Below are 23,075 nucleotides of genomic sequence, written 5' to 3'. Positions count from 1 at the left end.
GGTGATTCTCTACCGCAATTCAGGAGTGCCCCGCCCGGGAGGGCGGGAGCAGGCTCAGCGCTGGATTTCGCGATCGCGATCCAGTTCGTAAGGAAGCGTCAGCAGCGCCAGGCGCGGGCCTTCGGGGCTTCCCAGGTGCAGGTTGTTGTCTTCCACGGCATCGGCGGTCAGTACGGCCAGCAGTTCGCAGCCCTGTTCGCTGCGGGCGGCCAGCACCACTTCACCGACGGAGGAGTTATGGGTTGGCGAGAAAACTTCGGTACCGGGCTCCGGCAGGCTGCCTTCGGCCAGCGCCACGCGGTACTGGCGGCGCTTGAGCTTGCCCAGGTACTGCATGCGCGCGACGATTTCCTGACCGGTGTAGCAGCCTTTCTTGAAGCTCACGCCACCCACGGCCTGCAGGTTGATCATCTGCGGGATGAACAGCTCGCGGGTTTGCAGCATGACCTGGCCGATACCGGCGCGGATCTGGCCGAGCAGCCAGTCGTTGAGATCAGCACTGGCCAGGTGTGCAGCCAGTTGGGCTTGCACCGCTTCGGCCTGTTCGACAGGTACCCACAACTCGACACGAGCGGTCGAGACCTCGATGGCAATCAGGCCGTTGTGACGGGTTACGGCGTCGGTCTGCGCCGGCACTTCCAGGCCCAGGGCCTGCAGGGCGGCTGCACCGTTGTGCAGGCCGAAACGCACCCAGGCGGCGCTGTCGTCGCTCAGCTTGGCCTTGGAGAACACCGCATATTTCTTCAGGTCCGCCAGTTGCGGTTCGAGCAGTTCGCGGGTCATCGCCAGCAAGTAGCCATCGCCCTCGGGGAGGATGCGAAAGCTCGACTGCATGCGGCCCTTGACCATGCAGCGGGCGCCGAGGCTGGCGGTATGGTCGTTGAGGTAACTGATGTTGCAGGTCAACTGGCCTTGCAGGAACTTGCCGGCGTCCGAACCGCGGACGGCGAGAACGCCTTCATGGGAAAGGGTGCAGAAAAAAGCGGAATCGGCCATGGTTTATCGCAAGGTGATAGGTCTGGGGGCCATGATAGAGCGCTGTTGGCAAAATAGGTAGTTGAGCGCGGCCCTCCGTCATTATTTGCTCACATGTCCGGACCAACGTCGCGTGTCCCTCGGCTGCTGGCTCTGTATACTGGCGGCCTATTTTTGGAGGGCTTCATGGTCGAACAAATTGAACTCAACAAGCTCTTTTGGCACAGCCGCCGCGGCATGCTCGAGCTGGACGTGTTGCTGGTTCCTTTCAGCCAGGACGTTTTTCCAACCCTGAGCCCGGAAGATCGACAGCTGTACTGGCGTTTGCTCGGCTGCGAAGACCAGGACATGTTCGGCTGGTTCATGGAACGCAACGAGTCCGAAGACCCGGAGCTGCAACGCATGGTTCGCATCATCCTGGACCGTGTCCAGCCCAAGTGACCGCTTCGAATGTCGCTGGCAGGGCTCAAGGGCCCTGCTGGCGGCGTACCTCGTCAGCCTGCTGCTGGCCTTGTTGGCACTGAGCCTGCTACAGGTTCCCTTGTGGTTACGCCTGGCGGCCATCGCCTTGTGCCTGCCGCACGGCGCCTGGATCATCCCCCGGCGCATTTTGCTGACCGATCCCAACGCCATTACCGCACTGCGCCGCGATGCCCACGGCTGGCAGTTGTTCAGCCGCGCCCAGGGCTGGCAGGCGGTGCAGCTCAAGCCCGACAGCCTGGCCTTGCCCGGATGGGTGGTACTGCGCTTTCGCAGGGCCGGGCGGCGTTTCAGTGAGGGTCAGTGCATAGCGTTCGACGCGCTGGAGCCGGTGCAGCACCGGCGCCTGCGCTTGCGTCTGAAGTTCAGTCGGCGTAGGTGGGCGGCTGCAGGATAGTGTCGCGGGCCTCGCTGAGCATGCCCGGGTAATCCAGGGTGTAGTGCAGGCCGCGGCTTTCCTTGCGCTGCATGGCCGAGCGGATCATCAATTCGGCAACCTGGGCCAGATTGCGCAATTCGATCAGGTCGCGGCTGACCTTGTAGTTGCTGTAGAACTCGTCGATTTCGTCGAGCAGCAGGCGTACCCGATGCTCGGCACGCTGCAGGCGCTTGTTGGTGCGCACGATCCCCACGTAGTCCCACATGAAGCGCCGCAGTTCGTCCCAGTTGTGCGCGATGATCACGTCTTCGTCCGAATCGGTGACCTGGCTGGCATCCCAGCATGGCAGCGCCTGGGGCATTTCGACCTGATCCAGGCGGGCGACGATGTCGTTGGCGGCCGAACGCCCGTAAACGAAGCATTCGAGCAGCGAATTGCTGGCCATGCGATTGGCGCCGTGCAGGCCGGTGAAGCTGGTTTCGCCGATGGCGTACAGGCTCGGTACGTCGGTCAGGCCCTGTTCGTCGACCATCACCCCGCCGCAGGTGTAATGGGCGGCCGGCACGACCGGGATCGGCTGGCGGGTGATATCGATGCCAAAGGTCAGGCAGCGTTCATAAACGGTCGGGAAGTGGCTTTTGACGAACTCGGCCGGCTTGTGGCTGATGTCCAGGTAGACGCAGTCCACCCCCAGGCGTTTCATTTCATGGTCGATGGCGCGGGCAACGATGTCGCGCGGGGCCAGTTCTTCACGCGGGTCGAAGCGCGGCATGAAACGCTCGCCATTGGGCAGCTTGAGCAAGCCACCCTCGCCACGCAGGGCTTCGGTAATCAAGAAGCTCTTGGCCTGCGGGTGGTACAGGCAGGTCGGGTGGAACTGGTTGAACTCAAGGTTGGCCACCCGGCAACCGGCACGCCAGGCCATGGCGATGCCATCGCCGCAGGCGCCGTCGGGGTTGCTGGTGTACAGGTAGACCTTGGCCGCGCCGCCGGTAGCCAGCACGGTGAAGCGGGCGCCGAAGGTGTCGACCTCTCCGGTATTGCGGTCCAGGACATAGGCCCCCAGGCAGCGATCGCCGTCCTGGCCCAGGCGCCGCTCGGTGATCAGGTCGACTGCCACCCGCTGCTCCAGCAGCTCGATGTTCGGGCGCAGGCGCGCTTGTGCCAGCAGGGTGGTGAAGATCGCCGCCCCCGTGGCATCGGCGGCGTGGATGATGCGCCGATGGCTGTGGCCGCCTTCACGGGTCAGGTGGAATTCAAAGCCGCTGTCTTCGTCGCCGGCGTGTTCGTCACGGGTAAACGGCACGCCCTGGTCGATCAGCCACTGAATCGCTTCGCGGCTATGCTCAACGGTGAAGCGCACGGCGTCTTCATGGCACAGGCCGCCGCCGGCATTGAGGGTGTCTTCGACGTGGGATTGCACCGTGTCGGTGTCGTCCAGCACCGCGGCCACGCCACCCTGGGCCCAGAAGGTCGAGCCATTGGCGAGGTCGCCCTTGCTGAGCACGGCGATGCGCAGGTGACCGGGGAGGGTCAGGGCCAGGCTGAGGCCGGCGGCGCCGCTGCCGATCACGAGAACATCATGTTGGAATTGTTGGCTCATGTCAGGACACTAGTATCTGAAGGGGGGGATCGGCACAATAGTCAGGCGCTTATGGCATTGTGAAACTATCGTGAATCTGGACCGGCTGCCTTTATAGCAGCCCCAAGGCCCTGATTTCCAATGGCGCTTGCGCAGTCCAGGCAGCCTTTTGTGGGAACTTTCCGTGGTGCACGGATATCCATAGAAGGATGCCCGCACGCCACAATGCCGCGGCGACGCACGGCAGGCGCCCCTTGAAGGCACTGTCTGCGTATTCGAGACCCGATTATCGACGCAGCCGGCCGTGACCGCGCTGCGTTTTTCGTGCGAGCCGACCAAGGGCCGCAGGAAACTTGCTTGGAGGGGAGAACTTTTGCGAAAAGCCCGAGTCTATGGTTGCAAGCCTGAACGATGGCTGTTGCAACGCTCCTTCGAGTTCACTGAGGAGTGTTCATGCTAACCCAGGAAGAGGATCAGCAGCTTGTCGAGCGCGTGCAGCGTGGCGACAGGCGAGCGTTCGATCTGTTGGTGCTGAAGTATCAGCACAAGATTCTCGGGTTGATCGTGCGTTTTGTACACGACACCCATGAAGCCCAGGATGTAGCGCAGGAAGCTTTCATCAAAGCTTACCGGGCGCTTGGTAATTTTCGTGGTGACAGCGCCTTTTATACCTGGCTGTACCGCATTGCCATCAACACGGCAAAAAACTATCTGGTGTCCCGCGGTCGGCGGCCACCGGACAGCGATGTAAGTTCCGAGGATGCGGAATTTTACGACGGCGATCATGGCCTCAAGGATCTGGAGTCCCCCGAGCGCGCGTTGTTGCGAGATGAGATCGAAGGCACCGTCCATCGGACCATTCAGCAACTGCCAGAAGATTTACGTACGGCGTTAACTTTACGTGAATTCGATGGTCTGAGTTACGAGGACATTGCAAGCGTCATGCAGTGTCCAGTGGGTACCGTGCGCTCTCGAATCTTCCGCGCTCGGGAGGCCATAGACAAAGCCCTGCAGCCGTTGTTGCAGGAAACCTGAGACAGCGGCGACAGCCAAGAGAGGAACCGCCATGAGTCGTGAAGCTTTGCAGGAATCGCTGTCCGCGGTGATGGATAACGAAGCGGACGAACTGGAATTGCGTCGGGTATTGAATGCCGTCGATGATCCCGAAACCCGTGCCACCTGGTCGCGTTACCAGGTTGCCCGTGCAGCCATGCACAAGGAGCTGGTACTGCCACGGCTGGATATCGCTTCGGCCGTATCCGCCGCGCTGGCCGATGAAGCCGCTCCCGCCAAGGCCTCTCGTGGCCCATGGCGCAGCCTGGGCCGCCTGGCCGTCGCCGCTTCGGTGACTGTCGCGGTACTGGCCGGTGTACGCCTGTACAACCAGGATGAAATCAGCGGTGCCCAGCTGGCGGCCCAGCAGCCGGCCCAGCAAGGCCTGAGCCTGCCACAAGCGCAAGGGCCGGCCGTACTGGCAGGCTATAGTGAAAGTGCAGATCAGCCAGGCCCGATGGCCAATGGCGTGCTGCAAGGGCAAACCGGCTGGCATGACCAGCGTCTGCCTGGCTACCTGCGTCAGCATGCTCAGGAAGCAGCCCTCAAGGGTACCGAGAGCGCTCTGCCGTACGCACGTGCAGCCAGCCTGGAAAATCGCTAAGTAAGGAGGATCATGCGCGCGCTACCTCTCATACCGCTGCTGCTTGGTGGCTGGTTGACGCTGCCGGCCCTTGCCGCCAACTCCTCTCCGGAGGCAGGTGACTGGCTCAAACGTCTGGCCCAGGCCGAGCAACAGCAGAGTTATCAGGGTACTTTCGTTTACGAGCGTAACGGTAGCTTCTCCACCCACGATATCTGGCATCGTGTCCAGGACGGCAAGGTCAGCGAGCGGCTGTTGCAGCTCGATGGCTCGGCCCAGGAAGTCGTGCGTGTCGATGGTCATACCCAGTGCGTAAGCGGGTCCCTGGTGGCAGGTGTGGCCAATACCCCGGAAGCGGCGGCGCGAGTGCTTGACCCCTTGAAGCTGATGAGCTGGTACGACCTCGGGGTCGCCGGCAAGTCCAGGGTGGCAGACCGTGAAGCGGTCATCGTCACCCTTACCCCGCGTGATCAACACCGTTATGCCTTCGAGCTGCACCTGGATCGCCAGACCGGGCTGCCGCTCAAGTCGTTGATGCTCGATGACGGAGGGCGGTTGCTGGAGCGCTTCCAGTTCACCCGCCTGGATACCCGTGACGCGCCAACAGACGATGAACTCAAGGCCAGCGGTATCTGCAAGCCGCTCGCTCAACTGAGTGCGCAAGCTGCCCAGCCTGTCACCGGCTGGCGTTCGGACTGGTTGCCTCCGGGCTTTGAACTGATCAACAGTTCGGTGCGCAAGGATCCGCAAAGCAAGAACGCGGTCAGCAGCCTGATGTACGACGACGGCCTGGCACGCTTCTCGGTATTCGTCGAAGCCCTGGATAAAGGCACTGCTGCCGATATCCGCACGCAACTGGGCCCGACCGTAGCGGTCTCCCGCCGGTTGACCACGCCCAAGGGTGAAATGATGGTCACCGTGGTTGGCGAGATCCCTATCGGTACTGCCGAACGCATCGCGCTGTCCATGCGCGTCCAGGATGCCCAGGTGAAAAAATGAGGCGCAGGCAATGAGGCTGACAGGTCGAGGATTGCTTGGCTGACATGATTGGCAAGCTTTGCAGTTTGCAAAAACTCCAGAATTTTTCTATAGGTCAGTCCTTTCGGGGGCTGGCCTTTCCTGCTTCTGCAGGTCCCTACTGCTAACCACGCTCGTTGTGACGGGAGCCGTATGTCAATACCACGCTTGAAAACCTACTTATCGATGGTCGCCGCCGTGTTCATGCTCGGCCAGGTGCTCACCGCCCAGGCCGAAGCCCTGCCGGACTTCACCACCCTGGTCGAGCAGGCATCGCCTGCGGTGGTCAACATCAGTACCAAGCAGAAACTGCCCGACCGCAAGTATGCGGCGGGGCAGGTGCCAGACCTCGAAGGCCTGCCGCCGATGTTCCGCGAGTTCTTCGAACGCAACATGCCACAGGCCCCGCGTTCGCCGCGCGGTGACCGTCAGCGTGAAGCGCAATCGCTGGGTTCGGGCTTCATCATCTCCAGCGACGGTTATGTGCTGACCAACAACCACGTGGTCGCCGATGCCGACGAGATCATCGTCCGCCTGTCGGACCGCAGCGAGCTGCAGGCCAAGCTGGTCGGCACCGATCCGCGCACCGACGTGGCCCTGCTCAAGGTCGAAGGCAAGGACCTGCCGACCGTCAAACTGGGTGACTCCGAGAAGCTCAAGGTCGGTGAGTGGGTGCTGGCCATCGGTTCGCCGTTCGGTTTCGACCATTCGGTGACCAAAGGCATCGTCAGTGCCAAGGGTCGCACCCTGCCCAACGACACCTACGTGCCGTTCATCCAGACCGACGTGGCGATCAACCCGGGTAACTCCGGTGGCCCGTTGTTCAACATGAACGGTGAAGTAGTGGGGATCAACTCGCAGATCTTCACCCGTTCCGGCGGCTTCATGGGCCTGTCGTTCGCCATCCCGATCGACGTGGCGCTGGATGTCTCCAACCAGCTGAAGAAAGACGGCAAGGTCAGCCGTGGCTGGCTGGGCGTGGTGATCCAGGAGGTCAACAAGGACCTGGCTGAATCCTTCGGTCTCGACAAGCCGGCCGGAGCCCTGGTCGCCCAGGTGCTGGAAGACGGCCCGGCGGCCAAGGGTGGCCTGCAGGTCGGTGACGTGATCCTGAGCATGAACGGTCAGCCGATCGTCATGTCTGCCGACCTGCCGCACCTGGTCGGTGGCCTCAAGGACGGCGCCAAGGCCAAGCTGGACATCATCCGCAATGGCAAGCGTCAATCGCTGGACATCACCATCGGCGCACTGCCGGATGACGACGCCGAGATCACCACCAACGCCAACGGCGGTGTCGAGCGCAGCAGCAACCGCCTGGGCGTGTCGGTGTCCGACCTGACCGCCGACCAGAAAAAGGCCCTTGAGCTCAAGGGCGGCGTAGTCATCAAGGAAGTCCAGGAAGGTCCGGCCGCGCTGATCGGGCTGCGTCCGGGTGATGTCATCAGCCACCTGAACAACCAGGCGATCCTCTCGGCCAAGCAGTTCACCGAAATCGCCAAGGAGCTGCCGAAGAACCGTTCGGTGTCCATGCGCGTCCTGCGTCAGGGGCGCGCCAGCTTCATCACCTTCAAACTGGCGGAATAAGCCGGGTTGAGCAGAAAAGGGCAGCCTCGGCTGCCCTTTTTTCTGGGTGCTGCCCCAGGCCCTTGCAGGCAGGCTGTGGGAGCGGCGGGGCGGCGTCCCGACCTGGAAACAATTCCTACGGTTCCCTTGCCCACAGTTCACGTGACGCCAACGTCAAGCTTCAGGTACAATTCCCGGCTATTTTTCGGTGGGCGTTCGGCCCGCAGCCTTTTTGAGTGTTGACCCGTGAGTGATTTGAGTCATATCCGCAATTTCTCCATCATCGCCCACATTGACCATGGCAAGTCGACCTTGGCCGACCGCTTCATTCAGATGTGCGGTGGCCTGACTGCGCGTGAAATGGAAGCCCAGGTACTCGATTCCATGGACCTGGAGCGTGAACGCGGTATCACCATCAAAGCCCACAGCGTCACCCTGTACTACACCGCGCAGGACGGCAAAACCTACCAGCTGAACTTCATCGACACCCCCGGCCACGTCGACTTCACCTACGAAGTCAGCCGCTCGCTGGCGGCCTGTGAAGGTGCCTTGCTGGTGGTCGATGCCGGCCAGGGCGTAGAAGCCCAGTCGGTTGCCAACTGCTACACCGCCATCGAGCAGGGCCTTGAGGTCATGCCGGTGCTGAACAAGATGGACCTGCCCCAGGCCGACCCGGACAAGGTCAAGGACGAGATCGAGAAGATCATCGGCATCGACGCCACCGACGCCGTGGCCTGCAGCGCCAAGAGCGGCATGGGCGTGGACGAGGTGCTCGAGCGCCTGGTGCAAACCATTCCTGCGCCTACCGGTGACATCGAGGCGCCCCTGCAGGCGCTGATCATCGACTCCTGGTTCGACAACTACCTGGGCGTCGTCTCCCTGGTGCGTGTACGTCACGGCCGGGTGAAGAAGGGCGACAAGATCCTGGTCAAGTCCACCGGCAAGATCCACCTGGTCGACAGCGTCGGTGTGTTCAACCCCAAGCACACCCAGACCGCTGACCTCAAAGCCGGTGAAGTAGGCTTCATCATCGCCAGCATCAAGGACATTCACGGTGCGCCAGTGGGCGATACCCTGACCCTGAGCACGACCCCCGAGGTCGAGGTGCTGCCAGGTTTCAAACGCATTCAGCCGCAGGTTTATGCCGGCCTGTTCCCTGTCAGTTCCGAAGATTTCGAAGATTTTCGTGACGCTCTGCAAAAACTGACCCTGAACGATTCGTCGCTGCAGTACCTGCCGGAAAGCTCCGACGCCCTGGGCTTCGGCTTCCGTTGCGGCTTCCTCGGCATGCTGCACATGGAGATCATCCAGGAGCGCCTCGAGCGCGAATACGACCTGGACCTGATCACCACCGCGCCAAGCGTAATCTTCGAGGTCAAGCTCAAGACCGGCGAAACCATCTACGTCGACAACCCGTCGAAGCTGCCGGATGTGTCCGCGGTCGAAGACTTCCGTGAGCCGATCGTTTCGGCCACCATCCTGGTGCCTCAGGAGCACCTGGGTAACGTCATTACCCTGTGCATCGAGAAGCGTGGCGTGCAGCGCGACATGCAGTTCCTCGGTTCGCAGGTGCAAGTACGCTACGATCTGCCGATGAACGAAGTGGTACTGGACTTCTTCGACCGCCTGAAGTCCACCAGCCGTGGCTACGCCTCGCTGGACTACCATTTCGACCGCTACCAGTCGGCTAACCTGGTCAAGCTTGACGTACTGATCAACGGTGACAAGGTCGATGCCCTGGCGCTGATCGTGCACCGCGACAATGCGCACTACAAGGGCCGCGCATTGACCGAGAAGATGAAGGAACTGATTCCTCGGCAGATGTTCGATGTGGCAATCCAGGCCGCCATTGGCGGGCAGATTGTTGCGCGTACCACTGTCAAGGCGCTCAGAAAGAACGTACTGGCCAAATGCTACGGTGGTGACGTTAGCCGTAAGCGCAAGCTGTTGGAGAAGCAGAAGGCCGGTAAGAAACGCATGAAACAGGTCGGCAACGTGGAAATCCCACAAGAAGCCTTCCTCGCCGTGCTCAGGTTGGATAGTTAGGTCCTATGTCGCTAAATTTCCCGCTGTTGCTTGTCATCGCCGTCGCCGTCTGCGGTCTGTTGGCCCTGGTCGATCTGCTGTTCCTGGCCCCGCGCCGGCGTTCGGCAATCGTCAACTATCAGGGCAGCGTCAGCCAGCCAGAGATGGCAGTGGTCGAGCGCCTGAACAAGGAACCGTTGCTGGTCGAGTACGGTAAATCGTTCTTCCCGGTGCTGTTCATTGTCCTGGTGCTGCGGTCGTTCCTGGTCGAGCCGTTCCAGATCCCTTCGGGGTCGATGAAGCCGACCCTGGAAGTGGGCGATTTCATCCTGGTGAACAAATTCTCCTACGGGATTCGTCTGCCGGTGATCGACAAGAAGGTCATCGAGGTCGGTGACCCGCAGCGTGGCGATGTCATGGTGTTCCGCTACCCGAGCGACCCGAACGTCAACTACATCAAGCGTGTGGTTGGCCTGCCGGGCGATCAGATTCGTTACACCAGCGACAAGAAGCTGACCGTCAACGGTCAGGCGATTGCCGAGCAATTGGTCGGTACCGAGCCGGGCACCCTGGGCAGCGCCGAGCTGTACAAGGAAAAACTGGGCGAAGCCGAGCACCTGATCCGCAAGGAAATGAGCCGTTACCGCATGCCGCCTGACCAGCAATGGACAGTCCCTGCCGGCCATTACTTCATGATGGGCGACAACCGCGACAACTCGAACGACAGCCGTTACTGGGATGATCCCAACATTCCCAAGGAACTGCACGGCATGGTTCCGGACAAGAACATCGTCGGCAAGGCCTTCGCGGTCTGGATGAGCTGGCCAGAGCCTAAACTGAGCCACTTCCCGAACCTGTCGCGGGTCGGGTTGATCAAGTAACACCACAACGGCGCTGTCCTGGGACAGCGCCGAATGCGTTTCTGGCATAGGCTGTGTTCAGGGATCCCTGGATTCAACCGATCACCCCGGCCAGCGAGCATGAGCCAAACAGTCTTTCAGGATGTTGATTTGAACAACGCGTTAAATCCGACGGTAGCCCCGATGGCGGCGTACCGAGTTGCAAAGTGTGAGCCTCGCGCCCAGGCGTGCGGGCTGAATTTCGACCACGAACTGCGCGTGGGTACACTGTGAGCGTTTCCTTGAGCCGCCTCGAGCGCCAGCTCGGTTATACCTTCAAGAACCAGGAGCTGATGCTGCTGGCCCTGACGCACCGCAGTTTTGCCGGGCGCAACAACGAACGCCTCGAGTTCCTCGGCGATGCGATCCTCAACTTCGTCGCCGGTGAAGCGCTGTTCGAGCGCTTCCCCCAGGCCCGCGAAGGCCAGCTGTCGCGCTTGCGTGCGCGGCTGGTCAAGGGCGAGACCCTGGCGGTACTGGCCCGAGGCTTTGACCTGGGCGAATACCTGCGCCTGGGCTCGGGCGAGCTGAAGAGCGGCGGTTTCCGCCGCGAGTCGATCCTTGCCGATGCCCTGGAGGCGCTGATTGGTGCCATCTACCTGGATTCGGACATGCAGACCGCCCGCGAGCGGGTGCTGGCATGGCTGGCGGGCGAATTCGAAAGCCTGACCCTGGTCGATACCAACAAGGACCCGAAAACCCGTCTGCAGGAATTTCTGCAGTCACGGGGCTGCGAACTGCCGCGCTACGAAGTGGTGGATATTCAAGGTGAACCCCATTGCCGGACGTTTTTCGTCGAATGCGAAGTGACCCTTTTGACTGAAAAAAGCCGAGGGCAAGGCGTCAGCCGGCGTATCGCCGAGCAAGTCGCGGCCGCCGCAGCACTGATCGCCCTGGGCGTGGAGAATGGCAATGACTGATACCAACACTACCCGCTGCGGCTATGTCGCCATTGTCGGCCGCCCGAACGTGGGCAAGTCGACCCTGCTCAACCATATCCTCGGGCAAAAGCTCGCGATCACCTCGCGCAAGCCGCAGACTACCCGCCACAACATGCTCGGGATCAAGACCGAGGGTGATGTCCAGGCGATCTACGTCGATACCCCGGGCATGCACAAGAGCAACGAAAAGGCGCTCAACCGCTACATGAACAAAACCGCCTCGGCCGCCCTCAAGGACGTCGATGTGGTGATCTTCGTCGTTGACCGCACCAAGTGGACCGACGAAGACCAGCTGGTGCTCGAGCGCGTGCAGTACGTGCAGGGCCCGGTGATCCTGGCGATCAACAAGACCGACCGGATCGAAGAGAAAGCCGACCTGATCCCGCACCTGCAGTGGCTGCAGGAGCAACTGCCTAACGCCGAAATCGTGCCGATCTCGGCCCAGCAGGGGCATAACCTGGAAGCGCTGGAAGGCCTGATCGCCAAGCACCTGCCGGAAAACGATCACTTCTTCCCGGAAGACCAGATCACCGACCGCAGCAGCCGCTTCCTGGCGGCAGAGCTGGTACGCGAGAAGATCATGCGTCAGCTCGGCGCGGAGCTGCCGTACCAGATCACCGTCGAGATCGAAGAGTTCAAGCAGCAGGGCAAGATCCTGCACATCCATGCGCTGATCCTGGTCGAACGTGACGGCCAGAAGAAGATCATCATTGGCGACAAGGGCGAGCGGATCAAACGCATCGGCTCCGAGGCGCGCAAGGACATGGAAGTACTGTTCGACGCCAAGGTCATGCTCAACCTCTGGGTCAAGGTCAAGGGTGGCTGGTCCGACGACGAACGCGCCCTGCGTTCGCTGGGCTACGGCGACCTCTGATTGCTCCAGGCCCGGTAGCGTCCGCTGCCGGGTCGAACCTCTTCTGAAGCGCCGCTCATGGAACTGCCAGTTGGCCAACCGGCCTACGTGCTGCACAGCCGGGCCTACCGTGAAACCAGCGCGCTGGTGGATTTCCTCACCCCGCAAGGGCGCCTGCGCGCGGTCATGCGCCGTGCCCGTGGCAAGGCCGGCAGCCAGGTGCGTCCCTTCGTACCCCTTGAAGTGGAATTTCGCGGCCGCGGCGAGCTGAAAAATGTCGGCCGTCTGGACAGCGTCGGCGTGGCGGCCTGGCTGCATGGCGATGCGCTGTTCAGCGGGCTGTACCTCAACGAGCTGCTGATTCGCCTACTGCCCGCCGAGGATCCGCATCCGGTGGTGTTCGAGCACTATGCTGCGACCTTGCAGGCGCTGGCCGCCGGTCGTCCGCTGGAGCCGCTGCTAAGGGCGTTCGAGTGGCGCTTGCTGGACGAGCTGGGTTACGCCTTTGCCCTCGACCATGACGTCAACGGCGAACCACTGGCCGTCGATGGCCTGTACCGCTTGCAGGTCGATGCCGGGCTTGAGCGGGTCTACCTGTTGCAGCCGGGGCTGTTCAACGGTGCCGAGTTGTTGGCCATGGCCGATGCCGACTGGGAAATTCCCGGCGCCCTGAGCGCGGCCAAGCGCCTGATGCGCCAGGCCCTGGCCGTGCATCTGGGCGGTCGGCCGCTGGTCAGTCGCGAACTGTTTCGCAAGCGCTGAACAACGTCGTATGCTGTGGGGCTCAATCTTCAGGAGAGCCTCTTCGTGACTCAAAGCAACCGCATGCTGCTCGGCGTGAACATCGACCACGTGGCGACCCTGCGCCAGGCGCGTGGTACCCGCTACCCGGACCCGGTCAAAGCCGCGCTGGACGCCGAAGAAGCCGGTGCCGATGGCATTACCGTGCACTTGCGCGAAGACCGCCGGCACATCCAGGAGCGTGACGTGCTGCTGCTCAAGGATGTGTTGCAGACGCGCATGAACTTCGAAATGGGCGTCACCGAAGAAATGATGGTGTTTGCCGAGCGCATTCGCCCGGCGCACATCTGCCTGGTTCCGGAAACCCGTCAGGAGCTGACCACCGAAGGCGGCCTGGACGTCGCCGGCCAGGAAGCACGGATCAAGGCTGCGGTTGAGCGCCTGTCGCGTCTGGGCGCGGAAGTGTCCTTGTTCATCGATGCTGACGAGCGCCAGATCGAAGCCTCGCGCCGTGTCGGTGCGCCGGCCATCGAGTTGCACACCGGCCGTTATGCCGATGCGCAAACCCCGAGCGAAGTGGCTGAAGAACTCAAGCGCGTGGCCGACGGCGTAGCCTTTGGGCTCGGCCAGGGCCTGATCGTCAATGCCGGCCACGGCCTGCATTACCACAACGTTGAAGCGGTGGCGGCGATCAAGGGCATCAACGAACTGAACATCGGCCATGCGCTGGTGGCCCATGCGCTGTTCGTTGGCTTCAAGTCGGCGGTGGCGGAGATGAAGGCGCTGATTCTGGCGGCCAGCACACGCTGAGACAACGCAGGTCTTGCCAGCTGTTTGAAAGGTTTGTTTGTATTAAAGCGGTGACAGCGCAAACCGCCCTTGTTTAGAATTTGCTAAGGAAAGTTTACAAATGGGCGATAAGAACGTTAGATTTATTCCAATTGATCAGGTTGAAAGTGCGTATCAGGCTAAAACGGATACATTGCTCGCCCATGGAATTTATAATAATCTTCTGACCTTTATCGGCGATGCGCATGCGCGCGCAGTGTACGCTCGGGATAATAAAGTTAAGTTAGATGCAAGTCGCTTACACAGTGCGGTACTGCTAGATGGTCAGCGGGGAACAGGCAAGAGCTCAGTTTTGGTAAATTTGCCGAGTTACCTTCAGATGAGTGCGATGGAGAAGAAGTTCGCAACACGTGTGCATATTCTCAAGCCGGTCGATCCTACCTTGCTGGAAGATCATAATGACTTGTTTCTAAATGTTATCGTTGCGGCGGTGCTTTCGGATGAAAAAGTTCGTGAGGCACAGGAATACAGCGAAGTAACGCGTAAGAAGTTAGCGCTGCAGTTGCAAAAGCTCGGGCGTGCGTTAGAAAATATGCAGTCACAGGATGACACCAAAGGCTTAGACAAGTTACGTGCTTTTATGGGTAACCAACAACTGGTTGAGGAAGTTCATAATTTCTTCAGTGTTGCGCTAGAGCTTATAGATAAAGATCTTTTGGTGTTGACTATTGACGATATCGATACGTCGTTGAGTCGGGCTTTTGAAAATTTAGAGATCGTAAGACGCTATCTAACAACACCTACAGTACTACCTATAATTAGCGGTGATGGTGCGCTCTACAATGAAGTAAGTTGGCGCGATTTTCATGGGCGAATTTTGACCGACTCTAATTACCGACGAGCAGATGCCTACGCACGCGCCACAGATCTGGCAATTGAATACCAGCGCAAGGTGCTGCCGCTGCAATATCGGTTGCGGATGCCAGAGGTGACGAGTTACTTAGCGGATGCCAATATTTTTTTACGTAGTCTCGAGCGGTCTAGTAGTCATCTACAGTTGAGAGCATTCAATGAGTGGTTGTATGCCTTGCTCGCCGGTCCCGTCAATGGTTTGGAAAATAGCCAGTTGGTAATTCCTATTTCTTCGGTAAGAGCGCTTGCGCAGTTAATTCAATGTTGCAAGTTGCTTATTCCTCAGCTTCCTTTAGGTTTTCTTGGTAAACGTGATGTTGGGGATATTGCGCATTTTTCCCAAATGCCTGATGTGCCGCGCGCCGCAATTAAAGCATTCGAAGATTGCTACGTAAGAATTAGTAAGCTGGAGAAGCGTGAATATGCTCAAGCGTATTCTGATTTTCTGAAGGAGTATGAGCGAGGGCGGGTTGCGGATGGGGGTGTAAGCGTTAAGCTTACACCCGAGCAAAGAAGTTCTTGGTATCTTGCACTAAGAGACTATTTTACATATGAGCCAAAAGGTGGCGGCGCTTATCTCGTTCTGACCGCCCAGAGGCATTGGTTTGATAATCCAGATCCAGCCAGAGAAGTGTTTGATACTCCCTTGTTTAGACCTCTATTGCACCGTACTTCTGAATTTTCAGTGTTTGAGCGAGGTGCAGATATTTCAAGCTGGCGTCTCCAACTTACAGGTAAATTGCCTAAGACTTGGTTAGAGCGTCTTCCTGAATCCGCTATCTTACCTTATCCGGTGCCTGAGGTCGGTGGGCGTCTGCTTCCCGCAATAAAGTTGGACGCTACTGATCATCCTCGAGCGGATCTCCTGCTGGCGTTGGTTCTGCACCTTAACTATTACTCAACATCCAGTCGAGGTAGAATGGTCAGTGTTGGGCGAATTGTTGAGCTGGTTATAACCAGTTTGGTTCGCGATGTCGAAGTGGATGATATTGTGCAGCTGCTGTTACGTGCTCCGTTTTACTCAACCGCGGCGGTTGCAGCAACAAAAGTTCATTTAGATATGATGGGTGGGCGCGAAGAGCTTGGTGAGCTTGGAAGTTTGTTTGATATTGAGCAGTATTATGGCTCAATCAGGGAGCTGGCTGGCAGTATTAATGAATGGCGACGAATTCATGGTTTGAGTGCTTATGAGCTTTCGCCGTGGCTAGTGTACAATGTTTTCAATAAAGTTATGAATCAAGCTGGTTTTTTCAATGTAAAGGGCCAAGAGGTAGTCAGTCGTCAGCAGGCTGTGAATATTGCTGGTCAAGCATTTAATAGTGTCTGGGCTGCGTTTGGTAGTTTCGAGAAAGGGAAGTTGTTTGGTTTGCCCCCTATTATAGCTACTGTCAATGTTGGGGCTGTTGATAGGTTTGAAAGCAATGCTTTATATATTCAGAATATACAGCCATTTTATCCAAGGATGAATGCTTCGTTTGGAGGGGTTGTAACAGGCGGTTCCAATTTTCTTTCTGCTTCAGCTGAAGCTGTTAAGGTGTTTGGTGAAAGTGTTCGATCTGCAACTTATTATCTAGGTGACCATCCTTTGCGGGATTGGCTTGGTGCAGATTATGGCTTCAGTGCCCCAGCAAGCGATTTGAGTGACGCGGGTGTTTCATTTAGTCCTGACGACGCAGTGAGGCATTGGCTGTCGAGCGTGCTGGAAATTGATGCCAAGGCTTTTACTGTGAACCAATTAATAAGAGGGTTGCGTCGGCAGTGCTCGAATGAAGATGAGTTGTTGGAAATTCAAACAAACTTCTATACTGAAAATAGTGATGTGCCTCCAGCTCTACGCAAGCGATTCGATCAAGCTGTAGCAGTATTGTTAGCTTCAAAAGACTATGAGAAATGATAAAGCGCTCGCTTCTCGAACTGGCGGTCGGCGAAATTTTCTCTGGCGCTGAGCACGCCCGTTTACTTAGGGAGTTTCTTACTAACTCCATACGCCCCTTGCCCTCCGACGACTATGTTAGGTGGTGTGCACAGCGTATGGAGCATTTGGTCGCGTCCCTCGACGGTAACCACGCTCGTCGTTTTCGTCGGGGCGATATGAATCATGCCTTTACCGGTTTGGTCGGTGAGGATATGTTCGACTCTCCTAGATTACCGATGATGGATGAGTTGTTCGAACGTCTGATGGTTCGTAACGGAGATTTACTACAATATCGCGACAGCCAAGTGCAAGCATATGCAAGGTTGGCCGTGGACATTGATCCTACCTTGATTGCCGGATGGCATCTGTCAGGCTGGTTAGCCAACGGGGACTATCTACGTCCATTTGATTTCAAACGCATCGTCGCGGCGCAAAGGCAGTTCTTCGCTCCTCCCGCTGTCAAACACAAAGTCTATGCCGAAGGACATGTACATCTTGGGGGGATTGCCTTCGATGGAATCGTGTTAGCGAGCAATCTGCTGAATCCGGTAGGTAAAGAAAATCCTCATAAGGAAGTGTTAATTCGTCTGCAGCGATTGTTATGCATACTGCTAGATAGAGAACAGCGCGAAGGAAAAGACAGGAATAAAGGTATAGGGAAGAAGTTGGCCTCAGCCTGCGAAGAAACCCTTATAGAGCTTCCCGGTTCGCTAAGTTTGTATCTGGAGTTTTTCCGCGAAAAACGTGGACCAGTCGAGTTGATCGATAGCCAATGGTTACTTACGCAACTGGCTAACGCTTTAGCTTCCTCCGAGGCCTGGATGTGGCTGGTGCTTTGGCTGTGGCATACCTATCGTGATGAACAGGCCCCCACTAGCGTGCGTGTGGCAGTATTCTACTTCTTCACCGAGTTGATGGTGTTACGTAAAGAATTGATCATGGACGGTCAGGGCCTGACCCGCTTTTCCGAGGATTTTGCCCACCCCGAGTTGGGTCAAGCTGCTAAAAGCGTAACTGCTCAAATCGATTGTATCTCCCGGATGATGTCGGCACCCGGCGACGTTGCGGAGTTTAAGGTTTCGCCCAGCCAGATTCGAACCAAGGTGTTTGCTAAGATGGCCAATGCTGTCGCCCAAGCGCAAGGTGTCCCGTTTCCGGAACAAAAAGGCGCCTTTGGTTATCCTCAATATCAAGGCTTTGGCTCTAAGCATCAGAAGTATCTGGAGAGTATTGAGCGTTGGCATTTCTGTATGCATTTCTCGCGCTCCGGCGATAAAAAAAAGTACGATAGTAAAGGCCGCCGGCTACCCGCCGTGTACAACGCGCCAAAACATTGGAAATCAGCACGTGACATGGTTCACGCGATGCAGAGTCGTGCAGATCAAGACGATGAGGTGTTCCTAGGCGGTCTGCATAATCCGAATTTTCATTTCCAACCCAGCTCTTGGCTGCGCGGGCTGGATGTGGCCGGGGATGAAAATGCGCTTCGTATCGAGTGGTTTGCTCCCGTACTTCGCTGGCTACGTAGCTATATACTTCAGCGCGATAAAGGCGATAGTGCCACGCCTGGATTTCACTTAAGTGTTCACGCGGGAGAGGACTACGCACATCCGCTGTCTGGTATGCGGCATGTCGACGAGACCGTACGTTTCTGCTCAATGCGCAGCGGCGATCGATTGGGTCATGCGCTTGCACTGGGGATTGAACCCCGTTTATGGGCCGAGCGGCAGGGGGACATGATCTTGCCTGTCGACGAACATTTGGATAACTTGGTGTGGTTGTGGCATTACGCGTGCGAATTGAGCGGCAAGGTTGACTTGGCCAGTCAGGTCATCAGTCGTCTTGAGCGACGTATTGCGCGAGTAGCCCCGTTTGTTGATTGGTGCGGTGGACTTAGTAGTATTGATTTACTTGGGCCAATTCGAAAAGAGTCCACTGCTACTCATTTTAGGGGACTGGAGCAGGCAGGTCCGTCTCCAGATATTCTCTTTAAAGCGTGGCAATTGCGTAGAAATTGCTATCATCAGTTTGAAAAAAATTATCCCATTCCTTTATACGACGAAGAACAACGCATCGGCGTGCCTGATTACGAACAATTAGTATGCGCCCAAGTGCTGAAGGCCTATAGCGCTGAGCTCTCGAAGCAGACGCCTGCGTGCTTCTACATGCTGCGACAGGCAGAGTACAGTGCAGGTAGAACAAGGCCAGTACGTATGGCTATTGTGGAAGCTGCGCGGAGCAGCGCCCAGTATAATGGCGACCGAATACCTCTGGATCCGGACGCGCCGTTTCGCGACACAGAAAGCCCTGAGGAGCTTGAATTTATGCGTGCCTTGCAGGACTATCTTCTAGATGAGTATGACCGCCAAGGCTTGATCATCGAAGTCAATCCTACTTCTAATCTCTACATTGCTCGATTGGAAACTTACTGTGAACATCCGATCTTCCGTTGGAATCCACCAGACGAGCGTGAGCTACAAATTGAAGGAAGGCACAACCCGTATGGTCTGCGAAGAGGGCCCATCAGGGTACTGATAAACACCGACGACCCCGGAGTGATGCCGACCACATTACGAACTGAGTTTGAGCTCGTGCGAGAGGCTGCAATTGATTTAGGTTACTCACGAACCGTGGCTGAAGATTGGCTTGAGCGGTTACGCCAATTCGGGGTCGAGCAATTTTATCGTAACCATCAAGCAGTTTTTTCTGTTCTCTAGCGTGTATCCATACTCAGTGATTGGGTTGACTTTCTTGCCGGGCAAGCTCGATCCCAAGCCTACTGTTGGGAATGGGCTTGACCCGCGATGAGGCCCGATCAGCCAACCTGATCGGCAAACACCAGGCTGAACCGCGTCACCCCCTGCAGTTCGCTGTGCACCTCAACCCGCCCGCCATGCACCTGCATGATCGAGCGCACGATCGCCAGCCCCAGGCCCGTCCCGCCTTCCAGCCGCGAGCGCCCCGAACCCACGCGGTAAAAGCGTTCGAACAGGTGCGGCAAATGCGCCTGGGCAATACCCGGCCCGCGATTCTCCACCGACACCCACACCGAACCGTCCCTACGTTCAATCGCGATATCGATCGGCTGCCCCTCATACCCATGGCGGATCGCATTGCTGAGCAGGTTGGACAGCGCCCGCTGCACCATCAACCGCTCGCCCAGCACCGTGCCCCAGCCCTGTACGCGCAAGGCAATGCCTTTTTGCTCGGCATTGCATTCGAACAGTTCGCACACCCGCTGTACCTCGTCGGCCAGCACCACTGGCTTGAGCGGCACCTGCGTCTGTGGCTGGCTGACCTGGGCCAGAAACAGCATGTCGTTGATGATGCGGTTGAGTCGGGTCAGTTCTTCGATGCTGTTTTCCAGCGCTTCGCGGTACTCGTCGTTGGAGCGCTCGCGGGTGAGGGTGACCTGGGCCTTGCCCATCAGGTTGCCGATGGGCGTACGCAACTCATGGGCAAGGTCATCGGAAAATTGCGAAAGCCGCTGCACACCGTCGTCCAGGCGGTCGAGCATGATGTTGATACCACCTGCCAGGTCACCCAGCTCTTGCGGCAGGCCGGTTTCCGGCAGGCGGTGGCTGAGGGTTTGCGCCGAGACCTGTTCGGCAACCCGGCGGAAGCGGCGCAATGGCAGCAGCCCGCGCTGGACCAGCTTCCAGGCGCCCAGGCCGATCAGCACCAGCAGCAACGGCAAGGCCCACAGGGTCGAGCCCAGGTAGGCCTGGAGCAGGGCATGGTCGTCGGCACGGTTGACTGTCAGCAGCACGCGCACCAGGGTGCCGTCCTGCAGGCGCATCAGCCGCGAGGCGGTGAGCAGGTGCTCGCCTTCCTGATCGCGCCACGGGCTGAAGCTTAGCTGCGGGCCGCTCTCAATCTGCAGCAAGGCGCTGGCTTCCAGGGCCGGGCCCAGGGTCAGCAAGGCCGAATGGCGACCGGTCAGGGCGATGACACTCAGGCTCAGGTTGTCGTGGCCCATGACCACATCCAGCAGTGGATGTACCGGCGTGCGCAGGTCGGCGGCCTTGAGGTCGATGGTCAGGCTGTGCTCGATCTGCGCCATCTTGTTGGCCAGGTGCTTGCGTGCACGGCTGTCCAGCTCATGGTCGAGGGCAAACACCGCCAGACAGGCGAGCAGCAGCACCAGTGCCGCGCCCATCAGGCTGACGCTCAGGCCCAGGCGCAGTGACAGGCGCGCAGGTTTCATTCGCGGGCCTCGAGTACGTAGCCGACGCCGCGCAGGGTATGGATCAGCTTGTTGTCGAAGGGGTCGTCGATTTTCGCCCGCAGGCGGCGGATCGACACTTCCACGACGTTGGTGTCGCAGTCGAAGTTCATGTCCCAGACCAGCGAGATGATCTGCGTGCGCGACAGCACTTCACCGCTCTGGCGCATCAGCAGGTGCAGCAGGGCGAACTCCTTGGCGGTCAGGTCGATGCGCTGGCCGCTGCGGTAGGCGCGGTGACGGCTGGGGTCCAGCTCCAGGTCGGCGACCTTGAGGGTGTTCGGTTGCAGCGCCTGGTCGTTGCGTCGCAGCAGGCTGCGGATGCGCGCCAGCAGTTCAGGGAACTCGAAGGGTTTGAGCAGGTAGTCGTCGGCACCCAGGTCCAGGCCCTTGACCCGGTCGGCCAGCCGGCCGTGGGCCGTGAGCATCATGATCCGCGTGCTGGACTCGGCGCGCAGGCGCTGCAGCACGGTCCAGCCATCGAGCTCGGGCAGGTTGACGTCGAGAATGACCAGGTCATAGGCCTGCTGCCGAGCCAGGTGCAGGCCGTCGGCGCCGGTGTGGGCGCAATCGACGATGTAACCGTTTTCGCGCAGGCCCTGTTGCAGGTATTCGGCGGTGCGCAGTTCGTCCTCGACAATCAGTAGACGCATGAGATGACTCGTTGGCAGTGAAAGGCGCTGATTCTCAACCCTGTAGTTACTGCAAGGTCAAGCGGTGAAATGCATCGAGCGGCGGATACTAAGCCATCCGGGCGCGCGGTTTGCCTGGATTACAGATTTGTAATACTTGAGTCATCCTGGCGATAAACCTCGATTACTAGAGTGCGGGCTCCGATCAAGGCGCAGGAGTCTGCCATGTTTTGCACCCTGGACCGGCCAGGCACAGGCCCTGGCCGAATATTGCTGGCACTGCTGTTGCTAGTCTTGCCGGCGCTGGCCCTGGCGCAAGAGCGCGTATTGACCCTGGAGTCGGCGCTGCAGGCGGCCCGCGACAACAACCCCGAGCTTGCCGCAGCGCGTTGGGGCATCGACATTGCCGAAGGCGAACGGCGCCAGGCCGGTGTGCTGCCCAACCCGGAACTGAGCTGGGAAGTGGAAGACACCCGCAAGGGCTCGCAGACCACCACCGTCGGCGTCAGCCAGCTGTTCGAGCTGGGTGGCAAGCGCGGTGCACGTCTGGACGTCGCCGGACGCGATGCCGAGCTTGCGGCGCTGGAGCTGGAGCGTCAGCGCAATGTATTGCGTGCCGAAGTCATCGGCGCGTTCCAGGCCGCAGCCCAGGCTCAGGAAGGTTTGCAGCTGGCCGAACAGTCGTTGCGCCTGAGCGAGCGAGCCTTGCAGGTGGTGCAAGGCCGGGTCCGGGCCGGCAGCGCATCGCCGGTCGAGGCAACCCGCGCCCAGGTGCAGTTGTCCGAGGTGCGCCTGGAGCAGGGCCGTGCCGAGCAGGCGCTGACCATCGCCTACCAGCAGCTGGCGGCCGTGACCGGCGCGCCGATGGTGCAATTCAGCCGGGTCGACGGCGGCCTGGTCACGGACAACAGCATTCCCAGCCGCACGCTGTTGCTTGACCGCCTGGAGCAGACTGCCGATCTACGTCTGGCCCGCCTGCAGATCGACCAGCGCGAAGCGGCCCTGGGCCTGGCCCGCAGTCAGCGCATTCCTGACCTGACCGTCAGTGTCGGCAGCCAGTACAGCGAAACCGACCGCGAGCGCATCAATGTGGTCGGGCTGTCCGTGCCCATTCCCTTGTTCGACCGCAACCAGGGCAATGTCCTCGCCGCCGCCCGGCGCGCCGACCAGGCCCGCGACCAGCGCAATGGCGCCGAACTGCGCCTGCGCAGCGAAGTGATCCAGGCCTTGACCCAGTGGAGCACGGCGGTCCAGGAGGTGCAGACCTTCGACCGCGCGATCCTGCCCTCGGCGCAGCAGGCGCTGGATGCCGCCACCCGCGGCTTCGAGCGCGGCAAGTTCGCCTTCCTCGATGTGCTCGATGCCCAGCGCACGCTGGTGGCGGCACGCCTGCAATACCTGCAGGCGCAGGCCCAGGGCAGCGAGGCGCGGGTTCGCCTGGAACGGATCTTTGGCGACCTGAGCCTCGCCAGTCGCTGAACGCGACCTTCACCCGACTATTTGCTGAGGAA

General features: G+C 59.2%; 19 protein-coding genes. 15 read left to right on the top strand and 4 right to left on the bottom strand.

What is annotated here, in order from left to right; genetic code table 11:
- Positions 1–54: 54 nt before the first annotated feature.
- Complete coding sequence (ygfZ, locus tag LOY45_RS21110; protein ID WP_134061516.1) at positions 55–996, bottom strand: CAF17-like 4Fe-4S cluster assembly/insertion protein YgfZ; 942 nt, start codon at positions 994–996, stop codon at positions 55–57.
- A 165-nt stretch (positions 997–1,161) separates the two neighbouring features.
- Here ygfZ and LOY45_RS21105 point away from each other — a divergent pair, with 165 nt between their 5' ends.
- On the top strand, positions 1,162–1,416 hold the full coding sequence (locus LOY45_RS21105) for an FAD assembly factor SdhE (protein WP_115085564.1): 255 nt from the start codon (positions 1,162–1,164) through the stop codon (positions 1,414–1,416).
- Entirely contained in the window at positions 1,400–1,852 is a 453-nt protein-coding gene (locus tag LOY45_RS21100; RefSeq protein ID WP_258578313.1) for a protein YgfX, read from the top strand. The genes LOY45_RS21105 and LOY45_RS21100 overlap by 17 nt, the downstream gene beginning before the upstream one ends.
- Here LOY45_RS21100 and nadB read toward each other — a convergent pair.
- Entirely contained in the window at positions 1,821–3,437 is a 1,617-nt protein-coding gene (gene nadB, locus LOY45_RS21095; protein ID WP_115085566.1) for an L-aspartate oxidase, read from the bottom strand. The genes LOY45_RS21100 and nadB overlap by 32 nt on opposite strands.
- 432 nt (positions 3,438–3,869) lie before the next feature.
- On the opposite strand from nadB, the gene rpoE reads away from it, so the two are divergent.
- The 12 genes from rpoE to rdrB all read left to right on the top strand — a co-directional run bounded on the left by rpoE (position 3,870) and on the right by rdrB (position 19,424).
- On the top strand, positions 3,870–4,451 hold the full coding sequence (gene rpoE / locus LOY45_RS21090; protein WP_010220971.1) for an RNA polymerase sigma factor RpoE/AlgU: 582 nt from the start codon (positions 3,870–3,872) through the stop codon (positions 4,449–4,451).
- 31 nt (positions 4,452–4,482) lie between these two features.
- Complete coding sequence (locus tag LOY45_RS21085) at positions 4,483–5,073, top strand: RseA family anti-sigma factor (protein ID WP_115085567.1); 591 nt, start codon at positions 4,483–4,485, stop codon at positions 5,071–5,073.
- 12 nt (positions 5,074–5,085) lie between these two features.
- Positions 5,086–6,051 carry a MucB/RseB C-terminal domain-containing protein gene (locus LOY45_RS21080; RefSeq protein ID WP_134061517.1) on the top strand — a complete coding sequence of 322 codons (966 nt, stop codon included), beginning with the start codon at positions 5,086–5,088 and terminating at the stop codon, positions 6,049–6,051.
- A gap of 204 nt (positions 6,052–6,255) precedes the next feature.
- On the top strand, positions 6,256–7,653 hold the full coding sequence (locus tag LOY45_RS21075; RefSeq protein ID WP_258579319.1) for a DegQ family serine endoprotease: 1,398 nt from the start codon (positions 6,256–6,258) through the stop codon (positions 7,651–7,653).
- A 225-nt stretch (positions 7,654–7,878) separates the two neighbouring features.
- Positions 7,879–9,678, top strand: a complete 1,800-nt coding sequence (gene lepA / locus LOY45_RS21070; RefSeq protein ID WP_115085570.1) for a translation elongation factor 4 — start codon at positions 7,879–7,881, stop codon at positions 9,676–9,678.
- A 5-nt stretch (positions 9,679–9,683) separates the two neighbouring features.
- On the top strand, positions 9,684–10,538 hold the full coding sequence (gene lepB, locus LOY45_RS21065) for a signal peptidase I (RefSeq protein WP_115085571.1): 855 nt from the start codon (positions 9,684–9,686) through the stop codon (positions 10,536–10,538).
- Between the two features lie 248 nt (positions 10,539–10,786).
- Positions 10,787–11,476, top strand: coding sequence for a ribonuclease III (rnc, locus tag LOY45_RS21060; protein ID WP_115085572.1), 690 nt, complete (start codon positions 10,787–10,789; stop codon positions 11,474–11,476).
- A complete protein-coding gene (era, locus tag LOY45_RS21055; RefSeq protein ID WP_115085573.1) occupies positions 11,469–12,371 on the top strand; it encodes a GTPase Era in 903 nt (300 codons plus the stop codon). Before rnc ends, era begins: the two co-directional genes overlap by 8 nt.
- A 57-nt stretch (positions 12,372–12,428) precedes the next feature.
- Entirely contained in the window at positions 12,429–13,112 is a 684-nt protein-coding gene (recO, locus tag LOY45_RS21050) for a DNA repair protein RecO (protein WP_115085574.1), read from the top strand.
- 63 nt (positions 13,113–13,175) lie between these two features.
- The gene (gene pdxJ / locus LOY45_RS21045) at positions 13,176–13,901 is read left to right on the top strand and encodes a pyridoxine 5'-phosphate synthase (protein ID WP_420832728.1); all 726 of its coding nucleotides are present in this window, start codon (positions 13,176–13,178) and stop codon (positions 13,899–13,901) included.
- Between the two features lie 100 nt (positions 13,902–14,001).
- Positions 14,002–16,686: an antiviral RADAR system adenosine triphosphatase RdrA gene (gene rdrA / locus LOY45_RS21040; RefSeq protein WP_258578311.1), complete on the top strand. Its 2,685-nt coding sequence runs from the start codon at positions 14,002–14,004 to the stop codon at positions 16,684–16,686.
- On the top strand, positions 16,683–19,424 hold the full coding sequence (gene rdrB, locus LOY45_RS21035; protein WP_258578310.1) for an antiviral RADAR system adenosine deaminase RdrB: 2,742 nt from the start codon (positions 16,683–16,685) through the stop codon (positions 19,422–19,424). Before rdrA ends, rdrB begins: the two co-directional genes overlap by 4 nt.
- A 98-nt stretch (positions 19,425–19,522) precedes the next feature.
- Here rdrB and LOY45_RS21030 read toward each other — a convergent pair whose 3' ends face one another.
- The gene (locus LOY45_RS21030; protein ID WP_258578309.1) at positions 19,523–20,914 is read right to left on the bottom strand and encodes a heavy metal sensor histidine kinase; all 1,392 of its coding nucleotides are present in this window, start codon (positions 20,912–20,914) and stop codon (positions 19,523–19,525) included.
- Complete coding sequence (locus LOY45_RS21025) at positions 20,911–21,585, bottom strand: heavy metal response regulator transcription factor (RefSeq protein ID WP_045197646.1); 675 nt, start codon at positions 21,583–21,585, stop codon at positions 20,911–20,913. Before LOY45_RS21025 ends, LOY45_RS21030 begins: the two co-directional genes overlap by 4 nt.
- A 204-nt stretch (positions 21,586–21,789) precedes the next feature.
- On the opposite strand from LOY45_RS21025, the gene LOY45_RS21020 reads away from it, so the two are divergent.
- Positions 21,790–23,043, top strand: coding sequence for a TolC family protein (locus tag LOY45_RS21020; protein ID WP_134061519.1), 1,254 nt, complete (start codon positions 21,790–21,792; stop codon positions 23,041–23,043).
- Positions 23,044–23,075 lie beyond the last annotated feature (32 nt).

Origin of the sequence: Pseudomonas wadenswilerensis (assembly GCF_024749185.1) — a bacterium.
Classification (GTDB): Bacteria; Pseudomonadota; Gammaproteobacteria; order Pseudomonadales; family Pseudomonadaceae; genus Aquipseudomonas; species Aquipseudomonas wadenswilerensis.
Note: the sequence above shows the minus strand (reverse complement) of the source record. Positions and strands in the feature narration are given on the sequence as shown.

Excerpts from the sequence above, each read along its gene's own strand:
- ygfZ (WP_134061516.1), bottom strand. The coding sequence starts at position 996 with ATGGCCGATTCCGCTTTTTTCTGCACCCTTTCCCATGAAGGCGTTCTC.
- LOY45_RS21105 (WP_115085564.1), top strand. The coding sequence starts at position 1,162 with ATGGTCGAACAAATTGAACTCAACAAGCTCTTTTGGCACAGCCGCCGC.
- nadB (WP_115085566.1), bottom strand. The coding sequence starts at position 3,437 with ATGAGCCAACAATTCCAACATGATGTTCTCGTGATCGGCAGCGGCGCC.
- rpoE (WP_010220971.1), top strand. The coding sequence starts at position 3,870 with ATGCTAACCCAGGAAGAGGATCAGCAGCTTGTCGAGCGCGTGCAGCGT.
- LOY45_RS21085 (WP_115085567.1), top strand. The coding sequence starts at position 4,483 with ATGAGTCGTGAAGCTTTGCAGGAATCGCTGTCCGCGGTGATGGATAAC.
- LOY45_RS21080 (WP_134061517.1), top strand. The coding sequence starts at position 5,086 with ATGCGCGCGCTACCTCTCATACCGCTGCTGCTTGGTGGCTGGTTGACG.
- LOY45_RS21075 (WP_258579319.1), top strand. The coding sequence starts at position 6,256 with ATGGTCGCCGCCGTGTTCATGCTCGGCCAGGTGCTCACCGCCCAGGCC.
- lepB (WP_115085571.1), top strand. The coding sequence starts at position 9,684 with ATGTCGCTAAATTTCCCGCTGTTGCTTGTCATCGCCGTCGCCGTCTGC.
- era (WP_115085573.1), top strand. The coding sequence starts at position 11,469 with ATGACTGATACCAACACTACCCGCTGCGGCTATGTCGCCATTGTCGGC.
- recO (WP_115085574.1), top strand. The coding sequence starts at position 12,429 with ATGGAACTGCCAGTTGGCCAACCGGCCTACGTGCTGCACAGCCGGGCC.
- pdxJ (WP_420832728.1), top strand. The coding sequence starts at position 13,176 with ATGCTGCTCGGCGTGAACATCGACCACGTGGCGACCCTGCGCCAGGCG.
- rdrA (WP_258578311.1), top strand. The coding sequence starts at position 14,002 with ATGGGCGATAAGAACGTTAGATTTATTCCAATTGATCAGGTTGAAAGT.
- rdrB (WP_258578310.1), top strand. The coding sequence starts at position 16,683 with ATGATAAAGCGCTCGCTTCTCGAACTGGCGGTCGGCGAAATTTTCTCT.
- LOY45_RS21030 (WP_258578309.1), bottom strand. The coding sequence starts at position 20,914 with ATGAAACCTGCGCGCCTGTCACTGCGCCTGGGCCTGAGCGTCAGCCTG.
- LOY45_RS21025 (WP_045197646.1), bottom strand. The coding sequence starts at position 21,585 with ATGCGTCTACTGATTGTCGAGGACGAACTGCGCACCGCCGAATACCTG.
- LOY45_RS21020 (WP_134061519.1), top strand. The coding sequence starts at position 21,790 with ATGTTTTGCACCCTGGACCGGCCAGGCACAGGCCCTGGCCGAATATTG.